The organism is Nocardioides marmorisolisilvae (assembly GCF_031656915.1).
Classification (GTDB): domain Bacteria; phylum Actinomycetota; class Actinomycetes; order Propionibacteriales; family Nocardioidaceae; genus Marmoricola; species Marmoricola terrisoli.
Genome location: NZ_CP134227.1, coordinates 3,777,397 through 3,796,146, shown reverse-complemented (window position 1 = coordinate 3,796,146; position 18,750 = coordinate 3,777,397). Strand labels below are relative to the sequence as shown.

Genomic DNA, 18,750 nt, shown 5'->3' with positions numbered 1-18,750 from the left:
GCTCAGCCCCCGATGCGGTAGCCCACACCGCGCACCGTCCGGATCGCGTCCCGGCCCAGCTTCCGGCGGAGGTAGCCGACGTAGACCTCGACGACGTTGGGGTCCAGCTCGGCGTTGGCGTCCCACACCTGGTCGAGCAGCTCGATCTTGGTGACCACCCGGTCGGGGTGGCGCAGCAGGTGCTCGAGTACGGCGTACTCGCGCGGAGTCAGCGTCACCGGCTCCCCGGCCGAGGTGACCTCGCGGGTCGCCGGGTCGAGGCGCAGGTCGGCCGCCTCGAGGACGGTCGGCCGAGCCTCGTGCCCCCGACGCAGCAACGCCCGCAGCCGCGCCAACAGCACCACGTAGGAGAACGGCTTGGTGAGGTAGTCGTCGGCGCCGTAGTCGAGTCCGTCGGCCTGGTCGTGCGGGCCGTCCTTGGCGGACAGCATCATCACCGGCACCCAGTTCTGCTCCGCCCGCATCCGCCGGACCACCTCGTAGCCGGAGAGCCGCGGCAACATCACATCCAGCAGGATCGCGGCGTAGTTGCCGGTGCGAGCGGCCTCGAGACCAGAGGCCCCGTCGCCGGCGACGTCGACCTGGAACCCGTCGGCGGCGAGCCCGCGGCGCAGGGCATGGGCCAGCCGGGCCTCGTCCTCGACCAGCAGCAGCCGCATGCCCTCACCCTGACACGCCCGCGTCCGGCGCCGCTGAGCACGCCCACAGTTTCTCAGCGATTCCACAGCGCCCGGGGCGCATGCTTCACACCATGACCTCGCTCCTGCAACGACCCGTGACGCGCTGGGTCGCCCCACTCGCCACCGCAGTCCTCTTCATCGCCGGCGGCTCCGTGGTGTCCGCGCTGACCAGCGCCGCCCACGCCGACCTCGCCCCGCGCTCGGCCGCGCAACTCCTGGTCGACGTCGAGCACGCCAAGCTCGCCGGCCTGTCCGGCACGATCGTGCAGAACGCCGACCTCGGCCTGCCCGCACTGCCGACCGGTGCCGTCTCCGGGCTGGCCGGCAGCGACTCCAGCATGACCGCGCTGCTGTCCGGGACGCACACCCTGCGCACCTGGTACGCCGGCCCCGAGCACGTCCGACTCGCCCTGCTGGGGCAGCTGGGCGAGTCCGACCTGATCCGCAACGGCCGCGACCTGTGGAGCTGGTCCAGCTCGAGCGCCACCCGCGGCACGGCCGAGCACTGGGTCCTGCCCACCGACTCCGGCTCTCGTCACCACGCCGGCGGCCCGGCGCTGCCCGGGCAGGCCCTCACCCCGCAGCAGGCCGCCGAGAAGGCGCTGTCCGCGATCTCCCCGAGCACCACCGTCACGACCAACGGCACCGCGGTGGTGGCCAACCGCCCGGCGTACCTGCTCACCCTCGCGCCACGGACGAGCAAGACGCTCATCGAGTCGGTCCAGATCGCGATCGACGGCCGGACACACGTGCCGACCCGGGTGCAGGTCTACGCGAACGGAACCAAGGACCCGGTGTTCTCGGTGGGCTTCACCTCCTTCGACCCGAGCACGCCGTCGATGTCGGTCTTCGGCTTCAACCCACCCCCGGGCACCAAGGTCACGCAGGGCAAGCTCTCCGACCTGATGCCGGGAGGCAAGGTCATGAAGGACCACCGCGCCGCCGGGCACACGGGCACGCCTCTGCGACCGACCGTGGTCGGCTCCGACTGGAGCACCGTGCTGGTCACGCACCTTCCCTCGAAGGCACTCGCCGAGCTGACCTCGCCCGGCGGCAAGAAGGCCGGCCCCCTCGGCGCGGTGCTGGCCAAGCTTCCCGAGGTGCACGGCACCTGGGGCTCGGGGCGGCTGCTGGCGGGGACCGTCTTCTCCGCGCTGCTGACCGATGACGGCAGGCTTGCCGTGGGCGCCGTACCGCCGAGCCAGCTGTACGCCGCACTGGCGGGCCGGTGAGTCCGACAGTGACCAGCGCTCCGTACCGTCCCGGTCCGGTCAGCGGTGGCACCCGAACGGCGTCCGCGGTCACCACCCGCAACCTGAGCAAGCGCTTCGGCCAGCAGCTGGCGGTCAACGGCATCGACCTGGACGTACCGACCGGCGCGGTCTACGGGTTCCTCGGGCCGAACGGGTCGGGCAAGACCACCACGATCAGGATGCTGCTCGGTCTGATCACCCCCACCGCGGGTGAGCTGAGCCTGCTCGGCGCGGATCGCGACCGGCTCGCCGACGCACTCCCCCGGGTCGGTGCGCTGGTGGAGGGCCCGGCCTTCCACCTCTACCTGTCCGGCAGGGCCAACCTCGAGCGGCTCGACGCCGCCGACCGGCGGGCCGACCCGCGCACCAGCGCGGCCCGGGTGGATGCGGCGCTCGACCGGGTCGGTCTGCTGCCGGCCGCGACCAAGCGCTACCGGGCGTACTCACTGGGCATGCGCCAGCGGCTCGCCATCGCCGGAGCACTGCTCACCCCCAAGGAGCTGCTGGTGCTGGACGAGCCCACCAACGGCCTGGACCCCCAGGGCACCCGCGAGGTGCGACACCTGGTCGCCGATCTGGCCGACGAGGGCCGCACCGTGCTGGTCTCCAGCCACCTGCTCTCCGAGATCGAGCAGGTCTGCACCCACGTGGGCGTGATGCACGTCGGTCGCCTGGTCGCCCAGGGACCGGTCGCCTCGGTGGTGGGCGGCGTACGACGGCGGGTGCGACTCGAGACCGACCAGCCCCGCGCCGCCGCCGGTGTCCTCCGCCAGCTCGGCGTGCAGGGGGTCTGCGTCGAGCAGGGCGTTGTGCTGGGCGACCTTGCCGAGGTGGCTCCGGAGAAGGTGGTCGCCGCGTGCGTGCACCAGGGCCTGGCCGTCACCGGCTTCCAGGTGGTCACCCCCAGCCTCGAGGACGCCTTCGTGGCACTCACCGGAGAGGGATTCGATGTCAGCGGTTGAGAGCGTCACCCTGCCCGTACCCGCAGGCAGGTCGTGGTCGTCGCGCTTCCTGCGCTCCGAGCTGCGGCTGATCTTCGGCCGCCGTCGCAACCAGCTCGCGCTGCTGGTGTTGGCCGGCCCGCCGTTGCTGATCTCGATCGCGGTGAAGACCTCGCTCTCGCGCCCGGGCCGTGAGGCGCCGGACTTCTTCGGCTCGATCACCCAGAACGGGCTGTTCGTCGCGCTCGCTGCGCTCACCATCGAGATGGGCCTCTTCCTGCCGCTCGCGATCTCACTGGTCGCAGGCGACTCGGTCGCCGGCGAGGCCAACACCGGCACGCTGCGCTACCTGCTGACCGTCCCGGTGGGCCGGATCCGGCTGCTCGCGGTGAAGTTCGCCGGCGTGCTGGTGTTCAGCTTCGCCGCGGCGTTCGTCGTCACCGTCGTCGGCATGGTGATGGGGCTGATCCTCTTCGGCGGTGGGAACCTCACCACGCTCTCGGGCACCGAGCTCGGCTTCGGCGAGGGACTGCTGCGCGTGGTGGCCGCCACCGCGTACCTGGGGGTCTGCCTGACCGCGCTCGGCGCCGTCGGGATCTTCCTCTCCACGCTCACCGAACAGCCGATCGCCGCGATGCTCGCCACGATCGTGTTCAGCGGGGCGAGCTTCGTGCTCGACAGCATCCCGCAGGTGTCGTTCCTGCACCCCTACCTGATCGTGCACAACTGGACCAGCTTCGGCGATCTGCTGCGCACTCCGGTGGCGTGGAGCGGCATCGAGCACGGCCTCTACTCAGCAGTGGCGTACGTCGCGGTGTTCCTGCTCGCGGCGTGGGCCCGGTTCTCCACCAAGGACGTCACCAGCTGAGTCCTCCGGCCCTTCAGCCGCGGGCGGCGCGGATGTGCTCGGCGTACCAACCGAAGGAGTCCTTCGGCGTGCGCGTCCCGGTGGCGAAGTCGACGTGCACCAGCCCGAACCGCTGCCGGTAGCCCTCGGCCCACTCGAAGTTGTCCAACAGCGACCAGCAGAAGTAGCCGCGTACGTCGACGCCGGCCGAGACCGCGGCGTCGAGTGCCCCGAGGTGGTCGCGTAGGTAGTCGATCCGGCGTACGTCGTGCACCCGACCGTCCGGACCGGGGCCGTCGGCATAGGAGCAACCGTTCTCGGTGATGACCAGCGGCGGCAGGTCGTCGCCGTAGCGCTCGACGAGGAGGCGGAGCATCTGGGTCAACCCCTCGGGTACGACGGGCCAGCCGAAGTCGGTCATCGGTACGCCGGTGATGTCAGCGGAGAACGGCAGCCCCTCCGGCAGCGTGATCCCGTCCACCTGGTCCGCTCCTGCCACCGCAGCGCCCACCCGGATCGGGTTGTAGTAGTTGACGCCGTACCAGTCCAGCCGGCCGCCGATCGACGGCAGGTCGTCCGTGGCCCCCGGGGGCAGCAGCGGCAGCAGGTCCTCGGGGTAGCTTCCGCGCACCAGCGCATCGGCGAAGAGCCAGTTGTCGAGCAGGTCGAACAGTGCGGCCGCGTCGGTGTCGGCGGGCTCGTCGCTGGCCGGCCACACCGGCGCGTGGCTCGCCGCGACGCCCACCGTGGCCACGCCCGCGGCGTGCAGCGCGTCGGCGGCCAGGCCGTGGCCGAGCAGGAGGTGGTGCGCCGCGGGCAGCGCGTCGAACATCGCGGTGCGCCCGGGAGCATGCACGCCGAGGGCGTAGCCCAGCATCGTCAGCTCGCGCGGCTCGTTGATGGTGATCCAATCGTGGACCCGGTCGGCGAGCCGAGCGGCGACCACGTCGACGTAGTCGGCGAATCGGTGGGCGATGTCGCGCCCGAGCCAGCCGCCCGCGTCCTCGAGTGGCTGCGGGGTGTCCCAGTGGAAGAGCGTGGGGACGGGTGTCACCCCGGCCGCGAGCAGCGCGTCGACCAGCCGGTCGTAGAAGTCGAGACCGGCGTCGTTCACCGGGCCAACGCCGGTGGGCAGCACCCGCGGCCACGCGATCGAGAACCGGTAGGCGTTGACACCGAGCTCTCCCATCAGCGCGACGTCCTCGGCGTACCGGCGGTAGTGGTCGCAGGAGACCTCGCCAGTGGAGCCGTCGGCGATCCGGCCGGGCTCGGCGCAGAACGTGTCCCAGGTGGACGGTCCGCGCCCGTTGACGGACGTCGCGCCCTCGATCTGGTACGCCGACGTCGCCGTCCCCCACCAGAACTCCGACGCTGCGGACCGGGGAGCGCGCTTCGTCATGGCCCGATGATCGGGTCCGGGGGCGACCGGGTCAAACCCGCCCGTGTCGGTGCGTGTTGACCCTCCCCGGTCCGGTGCCACTAGCCTCGCACCGCGGGCCAGATGGACCGTCGGGGAGGGATCGCGGAGGGGCGGATGACCGAGCAGGTGACCACGACGCCCTGGGTGGGGCCCGACCGACCCGTCTCGCGCGGCTGGACCACGCGGTTCACGCTGGTCTGGTTCGGCATCTGGATGGCCTGGCTGGTGCCGATCCAGCTGGTGCTGCCGGACCAGCTGGACCGGATCGACCATGCCCACCGGATCAGCGACTTCGGCTGGATCAACGGCGGGGTCGGCGTGGTCGCGATCGTCACGCTGCCGCTCTTCGGCGCGCTGTGCGACCGGACCAGCTCCCGGCTCGGACGTCGTCGGGTGTGGGTGCTGGGCGGTGTGGTCGTTTTCGTGCTCGGCCTGCTGCTCTCCGGGCTGCAGACCGACTGGGTGGCGCTGGGCGGCTGCTGGGTGCTGGCATCGCTCGGCAACAACGCGATGGCCGCCGGTCTGACCGCGGTGATCGCCGACGAGGTGCCCGAGTCCCAACGCGGAATGGCCTCGGCAGCCATCTACGGCCCGCAGGCGGTGGGCATCCTGGTCGGGCTGCTCGCCGTCCAGGGCCTGGGCACGATGGGTCGCTTCGTCGCGCTCGCCCTCGGCCTGCTGGTGTTCTCGCTGCCGTTCCTGCTGGGCCACCGGGACGCGCCGCCGGCCGCGACCGCTCCCCCGCTCTCGGTCCGGTCGGTGGCCCGGGGAATGTGGATCAGCCCACGCGACCACCCCGACTTCGCCTGGGCCTTCGGCGGCCGGCTGCTGGTCAACCTCGGCAACGCCTTCGGCACCACCGAGCTGCTGTTCTTCCTGCGCGATGACCTGAAGGTCCCGGACCCCGACTCGCGCCTGGTGCAACTGACCCTGGTCTATCTGGTCTTCACCGTGCTCGCGACCTACCTCGGCGGCATCTGGTCGGACCGCACCGGCCGGCGCCGGGTCTTCGTCGCCGTGGCGTCCTGCCTCCAGGCCGTCGCCGCCCTGCTGCTCGCAGCCCTTCCGTCGTGGGACACCGCGATGGTCGGCGCGGCGCTGCTCGGCGCCGGGTACGGCGCGTTCATGTCGGTCGACCAGGCCCTGATCACGGCGGTGCTGCCCAGCGCCGAGGACCGTGCCAAGGACCTCGGCCTGATGAACATCGGATCGGTGTTGCCCCAGGCGCTGGGTCCGCTGCTGGGCGGGCTCTTCATCACCACGCTGGGCGGATACCCCATGCTCTTCGGCGCAGCAGGCGTGATCACCCTGGCCGGGGCCGCGATGGTCTACCGGATCCGGTCAGTGCGCTGACCCGACTACCGGCCGGGCCCGGTCAGCCGACCCAGAACCCCCGTCCCGTGTACCAGTCGCCGAGGTGGTCACCGGCACCGCCAACGCGGGAGGCGCGCGAGCCGAGGTAGCTGCCCACCACGGCGGCGCCGAGGTCGTCGAGCTCGGGGGCGACCACCCGGCCGTCCACGCGCCGTGCCATCGAGTCGACGAACCGGGCCAGCCCGGGATCGGCGCCCAACCGGAAGAACGTCACCTGAGCGCCGAGCCGGCCGGCGTTGTCGAGCTCGCGGACGCTGTAGGCGATCGTGAGCGGGTGCGGCGGATAGCCGAAGTACACCTCACCGTCGGGCTCGAGGTGGGAGGTCGGCTCGCCGTCGGTCACGATCAGCAGCACCGGCTGGGCCTGGGGGTGCTTGCGGAAGTGCCGGTTCGCGAGCAGCAGCGCGTGGTGCAGGTTGGTGCCCTTCGCCCACATCGCGTCGAGCGCGGTGAGCTGCTCGATGTCCATCACCTCGGCGTGCCGCCCGAAGCCGATCAGCTGGAGGGCGTCCCCACGGAACCGGGAGGTGATCAGCTGGTGCAGCGCCAACGCGGTGCGCTTCATCGGCACCCAGCGGCCGTCCATCGCCATCGAGAAGGAGGTGTCCACGAGCAGCGCCACCGCGGCCTGGGTGCGCGCCTCGGTCTCGTGGACCTCGACGTCCTCGATCGACAGCCGTACGCCGCCCGCTGCGGAGCCGCCCTCAGCCACGGTCCGCTGGATCGCGTTGGTGATCGTCCGGGTGACGTTCCACGGCTCGGTGTCGCCGAAGGCCCAGGGCCGGCTCGCGCCGCTGAGCTCGCCCGCGGCCCCGGCGTGACGCAGGTCCCGTTGGCCCTGCCGGCCCGACATCCGGGTGGCCACATCGCGCAACAGCGCCCGGCCGAGCTGACGCATCGCCTTCGGGGACAGCCGCAGCTGCCCGTCGGTGCCCCTCTTGAGGTACCCGGTGTCGCGCAGGGCGCGCTCGAGCTGTTGCAGGGTCCGGGCGTCGACGGCAGCCTGGTCGCCGAGCTGTCGCGCCAGCGCATCGAGGTCGAGGTCGTCCAGCCGGGCGCCGCCGTACGACTGGGAGAGCTCCTCGGAGAGCTCGTCGAGCTCCGCGAGGTCCTGCAGCACACCGGTGCCGTCGCCCAGGCCGAGCCCATCCTGGCCCTCGAACTGCTCCGAGCCTCCCCAGTCCTCGCCCGGACGCAGCGCCTGCAGGTTGGCGTCCATCCGGGCCAGCTGCTCGGTCAGCTCCGGCGATCCGAACGCCTGCTGAGACAGCTGCATCAGCTCCTCGCGCTGCTCGGGCGTCATCGAGTTCAGCATCCGCTGGGCGGCGGCGGACCGCTTCGCCAGCGCGTCGAGCAACTCGTCGACGTCGCGCGGGTTCTCCGGGAAGAAGTCGCCGTGCCGGTCCATGAACTGCGCGAAGTCCTCCGGGGTGTCCGCACCGAGGGCGTGCTTCTCGAGCAGCTCGTTGAGGTCGGTGAGCATCGCGTTGACGCGGGCGCGGTCCTCGTCGGTCGCTCCCTCGAGCGCCTGCTTCATGCCGGCGAAGCGCTGGTCGAGCAGCTCCCTGCCGAGCAGGTCCTTGATCTGCTCGTAGTCCTCCCGCGCCTGCCGGCTCTGCCAGTCGTACGACGACAGCTCGGTCACCGCGGCCGCGGTCGACGGCGGCAGGTTGCCCAGCTGCATCTCCCGGAACGATCGGTCGGCGTCGTCCATCGCGACGTCGCGGGCCAGCTGCTTGCGCTCCTCGAGCACCGCGTGGTCCAGCAGCTCGCGAACCTGCTGCAGGGTGCCGTCGAGGGAGTGCCGCTGGAGCAGCTCCCGACGCTTCTCCGCGACCTGGCGGGCCAGATCGTCGAGACCGCGCCGGTCGGCCGCTTGTCCTGAGGCTCTCGAAGGGCCACGGCGGAGGAACTCCCGCATCGCCCGCTCCGGGGAGTAGCCGGCCATCACGTCCGCGCCGATGGCGTCCAGCGCCTCCGCCAGGTCGACGGGGGGCGCGAGCGGGTCCGGCCCGCCGGTGTAGCGGGCGTAGCGGGACCGGTGCCGGCCGACGAACGGGTCAGCCATAGACGGTCTCCCCACCGGACCCACGGATCTCGGGAACGGTCTTGTCGATCCTGCGGGCCAGGAACAGACCCTCCAGGGCGAGCTCGACCGCCCCGGCGCGCTGGCCGTCGTTGTGCGCACCGAGGCGCTCCATGACCTGGTCGTAGAGGTCGGACTCGCCCAGCGCGGGCAGCCCGGCGAGGAAGTCTCGAGCGGTGACCTGTTCGCCGGTGGTGACGCTGGCGCCGTTCTCGACCGCCTGCACGAGCAGACCCAGGTCGATCCCGGCCAGGTGCGCGGTGACGGTCTGTGCGGTGGCGAGTCGCAGCAGGTGCTCCAGGATCTCGGCCTCGCGGCCCTCCTCGCCGGTCTCGAACTCCACCTTGCCGCCGAGCACATCGACCGCGGTCTCGAGGTCGACGATGCGGGCGACCGCCTCCGGCTCGCCGCGCACGGTGGCCCGGTGCAACGCCGCGGCAGCCACCGTCTCGGCGCCCGCGATCGCGAACCGTGCGGACACCCCGGAGCGCTGGTCGATCGCGTTCGACCCCCGCAGCTCCCGGGTGAACCGGGCCAGGATCTCCACGAGGTGGTCGGGTACGTCGGCGACCAGGTGTGCCTCCTGACGGATCACCGCGATCTCGTCCTCGATCCGGGTCGGGTAGTGGGTGCGGATCTCGGCACCGAAGCGGTCCTTGAGCGGGGTGATGATCCGGCCGCGGTTGGTGTAGTCCTCCGGGTTGGCCGAGGCGACCACGAGCACGTCCAGCGGGAGCCGCAGGACATAGCCGCGGATCTGGATGTCCCGCTCCTCCATCACGTTGAGCATCGCCACCTGGATGCGCTCGGCGAGATCGGGCAGCTCGTTGATCGCGACGATCCCCCGATGGCTGCGCGGGATCAGTCCGAAGTGGATCGTCTCGGGGTCGCCGAGCGAGCGGCCCTCGGCCACTTTCATCGGGTCGACGTCGCCGATCAGGTCGGCCACCGATGTGTCCGGCGTGGCCAGCTTCTCGGCGTACCGCTCCTCGCGATGCCGCCAGGCGACCGGCAGCTCGTCGCCGAGCTCGGCGACGCGCCGCCTCGACGCGGCGGTGACGGGCTCGTAGGGGTGCTCGCCCAGCTCGCTGCCCTCGATGACCGGGGTCCACTCGTCGAGCAGCCCGACGAGGGTGCGCAGCAGCCGGGTCTTGCCCTGTCCCCGCTCGCCGAGCAGCACCACGTCATGACCCGCGATCAGCGCCCGCTCGAGCTGCGGGATGACGGTGGACTCGAAGCCGTGCAGGCCGGGCCAGGGGTCCTCGCCGGCGGCCAGCATGGCGAGCAGGTTCGCCCGGATCTCGTCGCGCAGCCCGCGGTGCTGGTGACCGCTGGCACGCAGCTGGCCGACGGTGTGCAGGGCGGGAGGGGTGGTCGTTTCCGTCACGCACTCACGCTACTCAGCCGCACAACGGGGGAGGCTCAACCGCCGCTGCCGCTGCGGTTGCCGACGATCGCGGCCACCGGCGGGATCAGCGCGGCCACCACGGACATCGCCACGGCCGCGGGCACCGACCAGAGGCGTACGACGTTCCACGCGAGCACGATGAGCAGGATGCAGACGCCCATCAGCACGAAGTACCAGCGCCGTCCACCAGGAGTGCTCATCGCTCGACGGTACCCACGCCCGGACCGGATCGATCGTCAGCAGACGAAGGCGCTGTCACCGAGCCGGAGGACGCCGCCCCTCACCACGGACGCCTGCACGCCGAGGTCGAGCCCGTTGACGCGGCCGATCGTGCGCAGCAGACCCGGCGCCGCGGGAAGACCGGCGCCACCATGGGCGAGGTCGACCATCACACACCGCGGCATCCCCGGGCCGACCCGGAGCACCACCTCGCCGATGGCCAGATCCCGACCGACCCACTCGTGCTCGACGTACCCGTCGCCGTCCGTCTCGAGCACGACGTTGGCGCGGAACCGGCCCTCGTCGACCGCGCCGCCGTGGCTGCGTTCGAGCGCGCGCCGTGCGGACGTGGTGACGAGGTGGATCGGGGACTCGTCGTGGTGCGGCACAGCCCCCTCGGGCCGCAGCGCCAGGGGCTGCCCCAGCCTCTCGGAGAGTGCCGCCGAGGTCTCCGGGTCGTCGACACGTCGCTCGACCCCGTCGATCTCCAGCCATGGGACGTCGTCTGCCCCGAGCCGCGCCCCTAGGTCCAACAGGCCCGGTACCTTCCGGAATCGGCGGGTGGTCTTGCCGCTCCCGATCCCCCCGTCGGCGGTGTAGGCGGCCCAGGCGCGGTCCCCCACCAGCCCTCGCGACGCGACGTCGACCCGATCGAGCCGCTCGCCCGCCATCGACTTCACCGGGTAGCGGGCCAGGGCCGTCACCCGGCCGACCTGCCTCGCGGGACCCGCTGCCATGTCCGGGGATCCTAGTCGTCCGCGATTCCCTAGGCTTGCGCCCATGGCCGAGAGCGGTGACCTCTTCGAGCTGGCCCAGGACCTTTCCCGGCTGGTGGGCTGCCCGGTCACGATCGAGGACCGCGACACCATCGTGATCGCGTACGCCGGCGAGCACCAGGATGTCGACGCCGCCCGGGTCGAGACCATCCTCAACCGCCAGGTGCCGGTGCGCTACCGGACCGCGATCGCCGAGGCCGGCGTCTTCGACCAGCTGCGCGACACCGACGACGTCATCGTGGTGGACCTGCCCGAGCTGCAGATGGCCGCACGTGCCGTGGTGGCGCTGCGCAGTGAGGGCGAGCTCCTCGGCTCGGTGTGGGCCGCGCTCGGCCGGGCGCCCACCCCCGAGGAGGCCGCGGCGCTGAGGTCGGCTGCGCCGGTGATCGCGAGGCAGGTGCTGCTGGCCCGCCGTCGTGCCGACCGGGTCGCCCGCGAGCGTGACGACCTCGTCGCGGACCTGCTCCGCGGTGGGGAGACCGCCGTGCAGGCGGCCGAGCAGACCGGCCTGGGCGACCGGCTCGTCGTGGTCGCGGTGCGCGGCGAGGATCCCGACGCCGCGAGCCGGCTCGCGGGTGCGCTGACCCTGAACCTGAGTGCGGTCGCGCCGCGGTCGGCCTGCGCGCTGCAGGACGACACCCTCTACTGTGTGCTGCCCGCCGACGCCGGTCGGCGGGTGATGGGCGACTTCCTCACCCGACTACGTGCCGGGCGCGCCGTGGTCGCCGGGTTGGGCGAGCCGGTCGCTGCGATCGACCTGCCGCACTCCCGCGCGGTCGCCGACGACGTCGCGCGCGCGCTGCTCCGCCGCGGTGACACCGGCCGGGTGGCCGGCCTGACCGAGGTGTTCGCGGACGTCCTCGTCGACCGGGTCCGCGGGTTCTTGTCCACCCATCGCGCGGCCAGCCCGCTCGCGGCCCTCGAGCGGTACGACGCCGCCCACGACACCGGCCTGGTGGCGGCCGTCGACGCATGGCTCGCCTCGGCCGGCAACGTCGCGGTCGCGGCCGAGTCGCTGCACGTGCACACCAACACGGTCCGCAACCGGCTGCACCGCGCCCGGGAGTCATGTGGGATCGACGTCGAGGACCCGGCCACCCGGCTGGCGCTGATGGTGCACCTGGCCGCTCGCCGTACCCGCTGAGAGCCGGCCGCCCAGCAGGGGTTGTGGGATCGCACAACCCGGTGACTGGAACGATGGCCTGACGGGCAGTGCCCTGGTGAGCGTGGTCACGGACCATGGACACCATGAGTGCACAGCGCGTGGTCGTGGTCGGTGCCGGCATGGTGGGGCTCTCCACCGCCTGGTTCCTGCAACGCGAGGGAGTCGAGGTCACGGTCGTCGACAAGTACGACGTGGCGGCGGGCTCGTCCTGGGGCAACGCGGGATGGCTCTCCCCCGCGCTCACCCTGCCGCTGCCCGAGCCGGCGATCCTGTCCACCGGCATCCGGGCCGCGCTGAGCCCGAAGTCACCGGTCTACGTCCCGCTCACCGCGAACCCTCGCCTGCTGCGCTTCCTCACCGGATTCGCCCGGCACTGCACCGACCGGCACTGGCAGCAGGCGATGGGCGTGTTCAACCGGGCCAACGCCGTCGCCCTCGACGCCTACGACGAGCTGACCGGCTCGACCCGGTCGCCGGTGGCAGCCCCCACCAAGCCCGCCACGCCGTTCCTGGCGGCGTTCGCGTCCGAGTCCGACCGGGCGGTGCTGGTCGAGGAGTTCCGGCGGGTCAACGAGGCCGGCGGCTCCGTCGACCACACCCTCCTGGACCGTGACGCCGTGCACGCTCTTGAGCCCGCGCTCGGCGCCGGAGTGGACTGCGGGATCAGCCTCGCCGGGCAGCGGTACATCAACCCGGGCGACTTCGTGCACGCGCTCGCCGACGCCGTCAAGCACGCCGGCGGCGAGATCCTCACCGGCCGCGAGGTGGCCGACGTGGTGCAGCACGGCAGCCGCGCCGTCGTCCGGTTCGCCGACACCACCGAGATCGAGGCGGATGCCGTCGTGGTGGCCACCGGCACCTGGCTGGGTGGTCTGGCCCGCCGGCACGGCGTCCGCACCCTGGTGCAGGCGGGCCGCGGCTACAGCTTCACCGTCCGTCCCGAGCAGGCACCGGCGAACCCGATCTACCTGCCCACCCAGCGCGTCGCCTGCACCCCGCTCGGCGGCCCCGGGGACGGACTGCGGGTCGCAGGGATGATGGAGTTCCGCAAGCCCGGCGCACCCCTCGACCCGCGGCGGATCGCGGCGATCGTGGACGCCGCGAAGCCGATGTTCGCCGGAGTCGACTGGTCCGCGCGCACCGACGAGTGGGTCGGGTCCCGGCCGTGCACAGCCGACGGGCTCCCGCTGGTCGGCCGCACCCGCTCGGACCGGGTGTACGTCGCGGGCGGCCACGGCATGTGGGGCATCGCGCTCGGCCCGCTGACCGGTCGGCTGCTCGCCGACCAGCTCGTCCACGGCCGCACCGACGACCTGCTGCGGTCCTTCGACCCGCTGCGCTGACTCCGCGGTTCAGGCCGGCTCAGCCTCAAATCACCGATTCGTACGGCGTTGGTCGGTGCGGCTGAGCGAAGAGGGTGCTCCTGACCTGCACGATCATGGTTACCACGCCTTGATCAGAGCAGTTTCAAAGGAGCACCCTCTTGGTGACGAAGTCTTGCACGCTCGACCGCATCCGGGTGACAGCCGATGATGAGAACGGCGTGTCCGACGCCGGACTCCTGATCGCGGCCACCCTGGGGGACCGGCTCGGGCTCGGTCCGTTGCTGCGTGAACACCTCACCGTCCCGGGCAGCGCTGGCGCGAACCCGGACCGGAAGTGCCTGACGTTGATCCATTCGCTCCTGGCGGGTGGGGACTGCATCGAGGACGTCAACGCCCTACGGGCCGGGTCCACTGGCGCGGTCCTGGGGCACAAGGTCGCCGCCTCCTCGACGGTCGGCACCTTCCTACGCTCGTTCGGGTTCGGCCACGCCCGCCAACTCGACGCCGTGACTCGGCGCCTGCTCGCCCGCGCCGTCACCGCCGGCGCACATCCCGGATTCAGCGAGTCGGTCACGGTCGACATCGACTCCACCCTCTGCGAGACCTACGGGTTGAAGAAGGACGGTGCTCGCGGCGTGATGCGCACCGGGCTGCGGGGCTATCACCCGCTGCTCGCCGTTATCGCGGGAACACCTGACATCGCCGGCGTCGTGGCACACGCCCGGATGCGTCGGGGCCGGTCGAGCGACTCCACCAGCGCACCGGTGTTCATCAAGGAGACCATCAGCCGACTCCGCAGCGCGGGCGCGGCCGGTGAGATCGTGCTCCGCGCCGACTCGGGGTTCTACCTGTCCGATGTGGTCACCGCCTGCCGCAACAACGACGTGCGCTTCTCCATCACCGCTCGCATGATCGGCTCCGCTGTGAAGGACAAGATCGCAGCGATCGCCGAATCCGAGTGGACCCCGATCGACTACTTCCTGCCCGGAGCCGGGGTCGCGGAATTCACCTTCATCCCGTTCGCGAGCGGTCCCCGCGGCAAGCTGCTGGCCGAGCGCGGCGAAATCCATCCCGTCCGGCTGATCGTGCGTCGCACCCCACTCACCGACGCTCAAGCAATCAACCGCGGCCAGGACCCCGATCAACCAGCGCTGTTCCCGATCTACGACTACCACCCGATGATCACCGACCGAACCGGCGAGATCGTCGAGATCGAGGCCGACCACCGCCGCCACGCCGAGGTCGAGCTCACTATCCGCGACCTCAAGCACGACATGGCGATGAACCACTTCCCGACCAAGAGCTTCGGCGGGAACGCAGCCTGGCTGATCCTCAACACCATCGCCCACAACCTCACCCGATGGGCAACCCGGCTCGGCCTGGCCACCGCACCGGTGATGACCAAGAAGATCCGCCGCCGGATCTACAACGTCACCGGCCGCCTGGTCCGCACCGGGCGACGACTTGTCCTGCGCCTACCCCGCCGATGGCCTTGGGCCGCACTGATCACCGCTGCCATCGAACGGCTACGCGCCCTACCAGCCGCCAGCGGCTGACCTCCCGCATCCCGCCCGCCACGACCCGAGGACCCAGGAGAAGCCGGACAGACCGGCAGGACACTCCTGCCCTCCACCCGACCACCGACGTCAGAGGCTGGTCAGCAACCCCTCAACGGCCCGAGTGCGCCTAACCCGCCTCAGATCGGTGATTTGAGGCTCAGGCCGGCTCGGTCTCCAGATCCGGCTCGCCGACCGAGGCGCTCTGAACGCCGTGCTCGGTCGTCGCCACCCAGCCGACCAGCACCACGATCGCCGCCACCAGGATCCAGGTGACGGTGCCGTCGCCGTACCCCAGGCCGGTGATCCGCGGCGGCTTGCCGAACCAGTCGGCGAACGACGCACCCAGCGGCCGGGTCAGGATGTAGGCCGTCCAGAAGGCGGTCACCTCGTTGAGGCCGAAGCGCCACCACGCGACCAGCGGGACCAGGATCATCGCGCCGAACAGCAGGCCGGACCTGAAGAAGCCCATGTGCAGCGAAGCGGCGGTCAGGTCGCCGGCGGCGGTGCCGAGCGCGAAGCTGGCCAGCACCGTGGCCCAATAGAACAGCTCGCGGCGGCGGGTGGTGATCGAGTGGATCGACAAGGTGCCCTCGGAGCGGTACCAGAGGACGAGCACCACCGCGAGGACGATGCCGTAGAAGGTGGTCGAGGCGACGTAGGGCACCCCCAGGATCACATGCACCAGGTCAGCGGCCATGGTCCCGAAGACGGCCACCATGGCGACCGCGGACCAGTACGCCGCCGCTTGGTACCGGGTGGTCCGCAACTGCCAGCGCAGGCTCAGCACCAGCCCGCCCACCCCGACCACGCCGGCGAGCGCGAGGTTGGTGTTGCCGAGGTAGTCCGACGCCGCCTCCCCCATCCCGGTCGTGAGGACCTTGATCACCCAGAAGACGACGGTGATCGCCGGCACCTTGGCGGCGGCGTAGGACAGGTCGGTGGTGGAGACACTCTTGTGGGCGGACACGCGCTTCCTCTCGTCGTGATCGGGCTCCGCCGTCAACGCTCCCCGGCGGGCGGACGCGGCAGACGAGACACGACGATCCCCGGCGAACCTTGCAGGAGGGTGAAGCCAATCCAAGAGCGGACCCGCTCAGAGGCTGAGAATCACCGATGAGCCGTGTCCGAACAGGCCCTGGTTGGCGGTGATCCCGACCCGGGCGCCCTCGACCTGGCGGCCCTGGGCCCGGCCACGCAGCTGCCAGGTGAGCTCGCACACCTGCGCGAGCGCCTGGGCGGGCACCGCCTCGCCGAAGCAGGCCAGCCCCCCGGAGGGGTTGACCGGGATCCGGCCACCGAGCGTGGTCTCCCCGGCACGCAGAAGCGCCTCGGCCTCACCGCGCCCGCACAGCCCGAGGTCCTCCATCCAGTCGAGCTCCAGGGCGGTCGACAGGTCGTAGACCTCCGCCACGTCGACGTCGTCCGGGCCGATCCCGGCCTCCTCGTACGCCGCGTCGCCGATCGACTCCTTGAAGGTCCGCGGCCCCGGGGTGCCGGCGTCAGTGGCCAGCAACGGCATGTCGATGACCGTGTTGGGGAAGGTCGGGGTGACCGTCGAGACGGCCCGCACCCGCACCGGATCGGCGAGTCCATGACGGCGCGCATAGTCGGCCGAGCAGAGCAGCACCGCGGCGGCGCCGTCGGAGGTCGCGCAGATGTCCAACAGGTGCAGCGGGTCGCAGACCACCGCCGACCCGAGCACGTCGGCCGGGCTGACCTCCTTGCGGTAGCGCGCGTTGGGGTTGGCCAGTCCGTGCCGGGAGTTCTTGACCTTGACCGCGGCGAAGTCCTCAGCGGTCGCGCCGTAGAGATCCATCCGGCGGCGCGCGTAGAGCGCGAAGTAGGCCGGGTTGGTCATCCCCAGCAGCCGGAACCGCAGCCAGTCCGGGTCGTCCCAGCGTTCGCCGGCGTTGGGCGCGAGGAAGCCCTTCGGCGTGGTGTCCGCGCCGACCACCAGCGCCAGCTCGGACATCCCGGCGAGGATCCGCGCGCGGGCGGTGTCCAGCGCCTGGGCACCGGTCGCGCAGGCGGCGTACGACGTGGCCACCCGGGCACCGTTCCAGCCCAGCGCCTGGGCGAACGTCGCGCCGGCCACGTAGCCGGCGTACCCGTTGCGGACCGTCTCCCCGCCCACCACGAGGTCCACGTCGGCCCAGTTGACCCCGGCGTCGGCCAGTGCCTCCCGTGCGGCGTGGACGCCGTAGCTCACGAAGTTCCTGCCCCACTTGCCCCACGGGTGCATGCCCACCCCGGCCACCACGACGTCGCTCACGCGTCGGCCTCCTCGCCCAGCTCGGCCACCGGCTTCCAGCGCCAGATGGTGCGCTCGCCGGTCTCGTCGGTGTACAGCCGCTCGACGACGAGCTCCACCTCCGCGCCGACGTGCAGGTCGTCCACGCCGTACCCCTCGGCCACCTGACCGAGGACCACGATGCCCTCGGGGAGCTCGACCGCGGCCAGCGCGAAGGGGATGTAGTCGTCGCCGGCCGGGATGTACGGCGGCGGCGGCTGGTACTGCGCGTCCGTGTAGGACCACACCGTTCCCCGGCGGGCCAGCGTGGTCTCGGCGAACTCCTCGCCGGCACAGCGGGGGTTGCGGCAGAACCCGTCGGTTCGCGGGAAGTGGACGGTCGCGCAGGTGGTGCAGCGGGATCCGACCAGCGCGGGCGCGTCGCCACTGGTGAACCAGCCCTCGATCGCGGGTACCGACATCGAGCCTCCAGCAGGAGCGGACTGAGACAGAACTAGAACAGGTTCTCATTGTCGCACAGGGCGTGACGGAGGTCCCACCGCCACGGGTCCCGACGAGACCGCGGGTTGTGCCACGCTCGTCCCGTGCTCACCTCGATCATCGTGCTGGCGGTGTGCCTGGTCGCCATGACCGTGCTCTGGTGGCGAGCCCGGACCAGTCTCGCGAAGGTCAGCACGGAGCTCACCGGCCTGCAGGCCCAGGTCGAGGCCCGTCGCACGGCCGCCGCGGCTGCGCCCCTCACCGGCCGGCAGCGGGGTGCCCGTGCGGTCAGGGCCGTCATGGAGACCGCTGTCGAGAGCGCGGTCCGGTTGCGCGAGGGTGGCGTGACCGGACTGCTCGCCGCGTCCATCGAGGACCTGGCCCGGTGGACCGCCGAGGACCGCAGCGCGATCAGCCGCTTCACCGCCGAGGACGGCACCGTGACGATCCTCTTCTCCGACATCGAGGACTCCACCGCGATCAACGAGCAGCTCGGCGACGACGAGTGGGTGGCGCTGCTGGCCGCTCACGACAAGCTGGTGCGCGGCTGCGTCACGCGCCATCACGGCCACATCGTGAAGTCGCAGGGCGACGGCTTCATGATCGTGTTCAGCGACCCCGCCGCCGCGGTCCATGCCGGCATCGCGATCCAGGACGCGCTCGGCTCGGGGAGCCACCGGTTGCTGCGGCGGAACCCGATCCGGGTCCGGGTCGGCATCCACTCCGGCACCGCCATCGAGAAGGGCGGCGACTTCTTCGGCACCAATGTGGCGATGGCAGCACGGGTGGCCGGGCAGGCCGAGGGCGGCGAGATCCTGGTCAGCGACGAGCTGCGCCAGGCGCTGCGCGGGAACGAGGACATCGTGCTGGTCGACTTCCGCGAGGCCGAGCTCAAGGGGCTGCCGGGCGTGCACCGCCTCTGGGAGGTCGCTCTCCTCTAGCGCGGAACCCGTTTTCGGCGCGGGA

General features: G+C 71.7%; 17 protein-coding genes. 8 read left to right on the top strand and 9 right to left on the bottom strand.

Annotated elements, in window-relative coordinates:
• Nucleotides 1-2: 2 nt before the first annotated feature.
• Nucleotides 3-659 (bottom strand): response regulator transcription factor, encoded by a 657-nt coding sequence (locus Q9R13_RS18165; RefSeq protein ID WP_310962577.1) that lies wholly within the window; start codon nt 657-659, stop codon nt 3-5.
• 92 nt (nt 660-751) lie between these two features.
• On the opposite strand from Q9R13_RS18165, the gene Q9R13_RS18160 reads away from it, so the two are divergent.
• The 3 genes from Q9R13_RS18160 to Q9R13_RS18150 are packed head-to-tail and all read left to right on the top strand — an operon-like array spanning nt 752 to nt 3,742.
• Nucleotides 752-1,912, top strand: coding sequence for a LolA family protein (locus Q9R13_RS18160; protein ID WP_310962576.1), 1,161 nt, complete (start codon nt 752-754; stop codon nt 1,910-1,912).
• Nucleotides 1,913-1,920: 8 nt separating this feature from the next.
• Nucleotides 1,921-2,895, top strand: coding sequence for an ABC transporter ATP-binding protein (locus tag Q9R13_RS18155; RefSeq protein WP_310962575.1), 975 nt, complete (start codon nt 1,921-1,923; stop codon nt 2,893-2,895).
• Complete coding sequence (locus tag Q9R13_RS18150; protein WP_310962574.1) at nt 2,882-3,742, top strand: ABC transporter permease; 861 nt, start codon at nt 2,882-2,884, stop codon at nt 3,740-3,742. Before Q9R13_RS18155 ends, Q9R13_RS18150 begins: the two co-directional genes overlap by 14 nt.
• Before the next feature lie 13 nt (nt 3,743-3,755).
• On the opposite strand, the gene Q9R13_RS18145 is transcribed toward Q9R13_RS18150, so the two are convergent.
• On the bottom strand, nt 3,756-5,120 hold the full coding sequence (locus tag Q9R13_RS18145; protein ID WP_310962573.1) for a GH1 family beta-glucosidase: 1,365 nt from the start codon (nt 5,118-5,120) through the stop codon (nt 3,756-3,758).
• 135 nt (nt 5,121-5,255) lie between these two features.
• Between Q9R13_RS18145 and Q9R13_RS18140 the strand changes: the two genes are divergently transcribed.
• Nucleotides 5,256-6,494: an MFS transporter gene (locus tag Q9R13_RS18140; RefSeq protein ID WP_310962572.1), complete on the top strand. Its 1,239-nt coding sequence runs from the start codon at nt 5,256-5,258 to the stop codon at nt 6,492-6,494.
• 22 nt (nt 6,495-6,516) lie between these two features.
• Here Q9R13_RS18140 and Q9R13_RS18135 read toward each other — a convergent pair whose 3' ends face one another.
• From Q9R13_RS18135 to Q9R13_RS18120, 4 genes are read right to left on the bottom strand one after another with little or no spacing between them, the layout of a single operon-like run.
• A complete protein-coding gene (locus Q9R13_RS18135; RefSeq protein WP_310962571.1) occupies nt 6,517-8,583 on the bottom strand; it encodes a VWA domain-containing protein in 2,067 nt (688 codons plus the stop codon).
• Nucleotides 8,576-9,988: a magnesium chelatase gene (locus Q9R13_RS18130; RefSeq protein WP_310962570.1), complete on the bottom strand. Its 1,413-nt coding sequence runs from the start codon at nt 9,986-9,988 to the stop codon at nt 8,576-8,578. The genes Q9R13_RS18135 and Q9R13_RS18130 overlap by 8 nt, the downstream gene beginning before the upstream one ends.
• Nucleotides 9,989-10,023: 35 nt before the next feature.
• On the bottom strand, nt 10,024-10,209 hold the full coding sequence (locus Q9R13_RS18125; protein WP_310962569.1) for a hypothetical protein: 186 nt from the start codon (nt 10,207-10,209) through the stop codon (nt 10,024-10,026).
• Between the two features lie 36 nt (nt 10,210-10,245).
• A complete protein-coding gene (locus Q9R13_RS18120) occupies nt 10,246-10,965 on the bottom strand; it encodes an MOSC domain-containing protein (protein WP_310962568.1) in 720 nt (239 codons plus the stop codon).
• Nucleotides 10,966-11,008: 43 nt separating this feature from the next.
• Between Q9R13_RS18120 and Q9R13_RS18115 the strand changes: the two genes are divergently transcribed.
• The 3 genes from Q9R13_RS18115 to Q9R13_RS18105 all read left to right on the top strand — a co-directional run bounded on the left by Q9R13_RS18115 (nt 11,009) and on the right by Q9R13_RS18105 (nt 15,050).
• Nucleotides 11,009-12,148, top strand: coding sequence for a PucR family transcriptional regulator (locus Q9R13_RS18115; protein ID WP_310962567.1), 1,140 nt, complete (start codon nt 11,009-11,011; stop codon nt 12,146-12,148).
• Between the two features lie 104 nt (nt 12,149-12,252).
• Nucleotides 12,253-13,512 carry an NAD(P)/FAD-dependent oxidoreductase gene (locus tag Q9R13_RS18110; RefSeq protein WP_310962566.1) on the top strand — a complete coding sequence of 420 codons (1,260 nt, stop codon included), beginning with the start codon at nt 12,253-12,255 and terminating at the stop codon, nt 13,510-13,512.
• Nucleotides 13,513-13,655: 143 nt separating this feature from the next.
• On the top strand, nt 13,656-15,050 hold the full coding sequence (locus tag Q9R13_RS18105; RefSeq protein ID WP_310965057.1) for an IS1380 family transposase: 1,395 nt from the start codon (nt 13,656-13,658) through the stop codon (nt 15,048-15,050).
• 160 nt (nt 15,051-15,210) lie between these two features.
• On the opposite strand, the gene Q9R13_RS18100 is transcribed toward Q9R13_RS18105, so the two are convergent.
• The 3 genes from Q9R13_RS18100 to Q9R13_RS18090 form a co-directional block, all read right to left on the bottom strand.
• The gene (locus tag Q9R13_RS18100) at nt 15,211-16,020 is read right to left on the bottom strand and encodes a COG4705 family protein (RefSeq protein WP_310962565.1); all 810 of its coding nucleotides are present in this window, start codon (nt 16,018-16,020) and stop codon (nt 15,211-15,213) included.
• 126 nt (nt 16,021-16,146) lie between these two features.
• The gene (locus Q9R13_RS18095; protein ID WP_310962564.1) at nt 16,147-17,325 is read right to left on the bottom strand and encodes a lipid-transfer protein; all 1,179 of its coding nucleotides are present in this window, start codon (nt 17,323-17,325) and stop codon (nt 16,147-16,149) included.
• Nucleotides 17,322-17,765 (bottom strand): Zn-ribbon domain-containing OB-fold protein, encoded by a 444-nt coding sequence (locus Q9R13_RS18090; protein WP_310962563.1) that lies wholly within the window; start codon nt 17,763-17,765, stop codon nt 17,322-17,324. The genes Q9R13_RS18095 and Q9R13_RS18090 overlap by 4 nt, the downstream gene beginning before the upstream one ends.
• Before the next feature lie 123 nt (nt 17,766-17,888).
• Here Q9R13_RS18090 and Q9R13_RS18085 point away from each other — a divergent pair, with 123 nt between their 5' ends.
• Nucleotides 17,889-18,725 carry an adenylate/guanylate cyclase domain-containing protein gene (locus Q9R13_RS18085; RefSeq protein WP_310962562.1) on the top strand — a complete coding sequence of 279 codons (837 nt, stop codon included), beginning with the start codon at nt 17,889-17,891 and terminating at the stop codon, nt 18,723-18,725.
• Nucleotides 18,726-18,750 lie beyond the last annotated feature (25 nt).

What these genes read in the sequence shown, in the direction of transcription:
- Q9R13_RS18125 (WP_310962569.1), bottom strand. Translation starts at nt 10,209, where the DNA reads ATGAGCACTCCTGGTGGACGGCGCTGGTACTTCGTGCTGATGGGCGTC.
- Q9R13_RS18110 (WP_310962566.1), top strand. Translation starts at nt 12,253, where the DNA reads ATGAGTGCACAGCGCGTGGTCGTGGTCGGTGCCGGCATGGTGGGGCTC.
- Q9R13_RS18115 (WP_310962567.1), top strand. Translation starts at nt 11,009, where the DNA reads ATGGCCGAGAGCGGTGACCTCTTCGAGCTGGCCCAGGACCTTTCCCGG.
- Q9R13_RS18150 (WP_310962574.1), top strand. Translation starts at nt 2,882, where the DNA reads ATGTCAGCGGTTGAGAGCGTCACCCTGCCCGTACCCGCAGGCAGGTCG.
- Q9R13_RS18120 (WP_310962568.1), bottom strand. Translation starts at nt 10,965, where the DNA reads ATGGCAGCGGGTCCCGCGAGGCAGGTCGGCCGGGTGACGGCCCTGGCC.
- Q9R13_RS18135 (WP_310962571.1), bottom strand. Translation starts at nt 8,583, where the DNA reads ATGGCTGACCCGTTCGTCGGCCGGCACCGGTCCCGCTACGCCCGCTAC.
- Q9R13_RS18160 (WP_310962576.1), top strand. Translation starts at nt 752, where the DNA reads ATGACCTCGCTCCTGCAACGACCCGTGACGCGCTGGGTCGCCCCACTC.
- Q9R13_RS18165 (WP_310962577.1), bottom strand. Translation starts at nt 659, where the DNA reads ATGCGGCTGCTGCTGGTCGAGGACGAGGCCCGGCTGGCCCATGCCCTG.
- Q9R13_RS18090 (WP_310962563.1), bottom strand. Translation starts at nt 17,765, where the DNA reads ATGTCGGTACCCGCGATCGAGGGCTGGTTCACCAGTGGCGACGCGCCC.
- Q9R13_RS18145 (WP_310962573.1), bottom strand. Translation starts at nt 5,120, where the DNA reads ATGACGAAGCGCGCTCCCCGGTCCGCAGCGTCGGAGTTCTGGTGGGGG.
- Q9R13_RS18140 (WP_310962572.1), top strand. Translation starts at nt 5,256, where the DNA reads ATGACCGAGCAGGTGACCACGACGCCCTGGGTGGGGCCCGACCGACCC.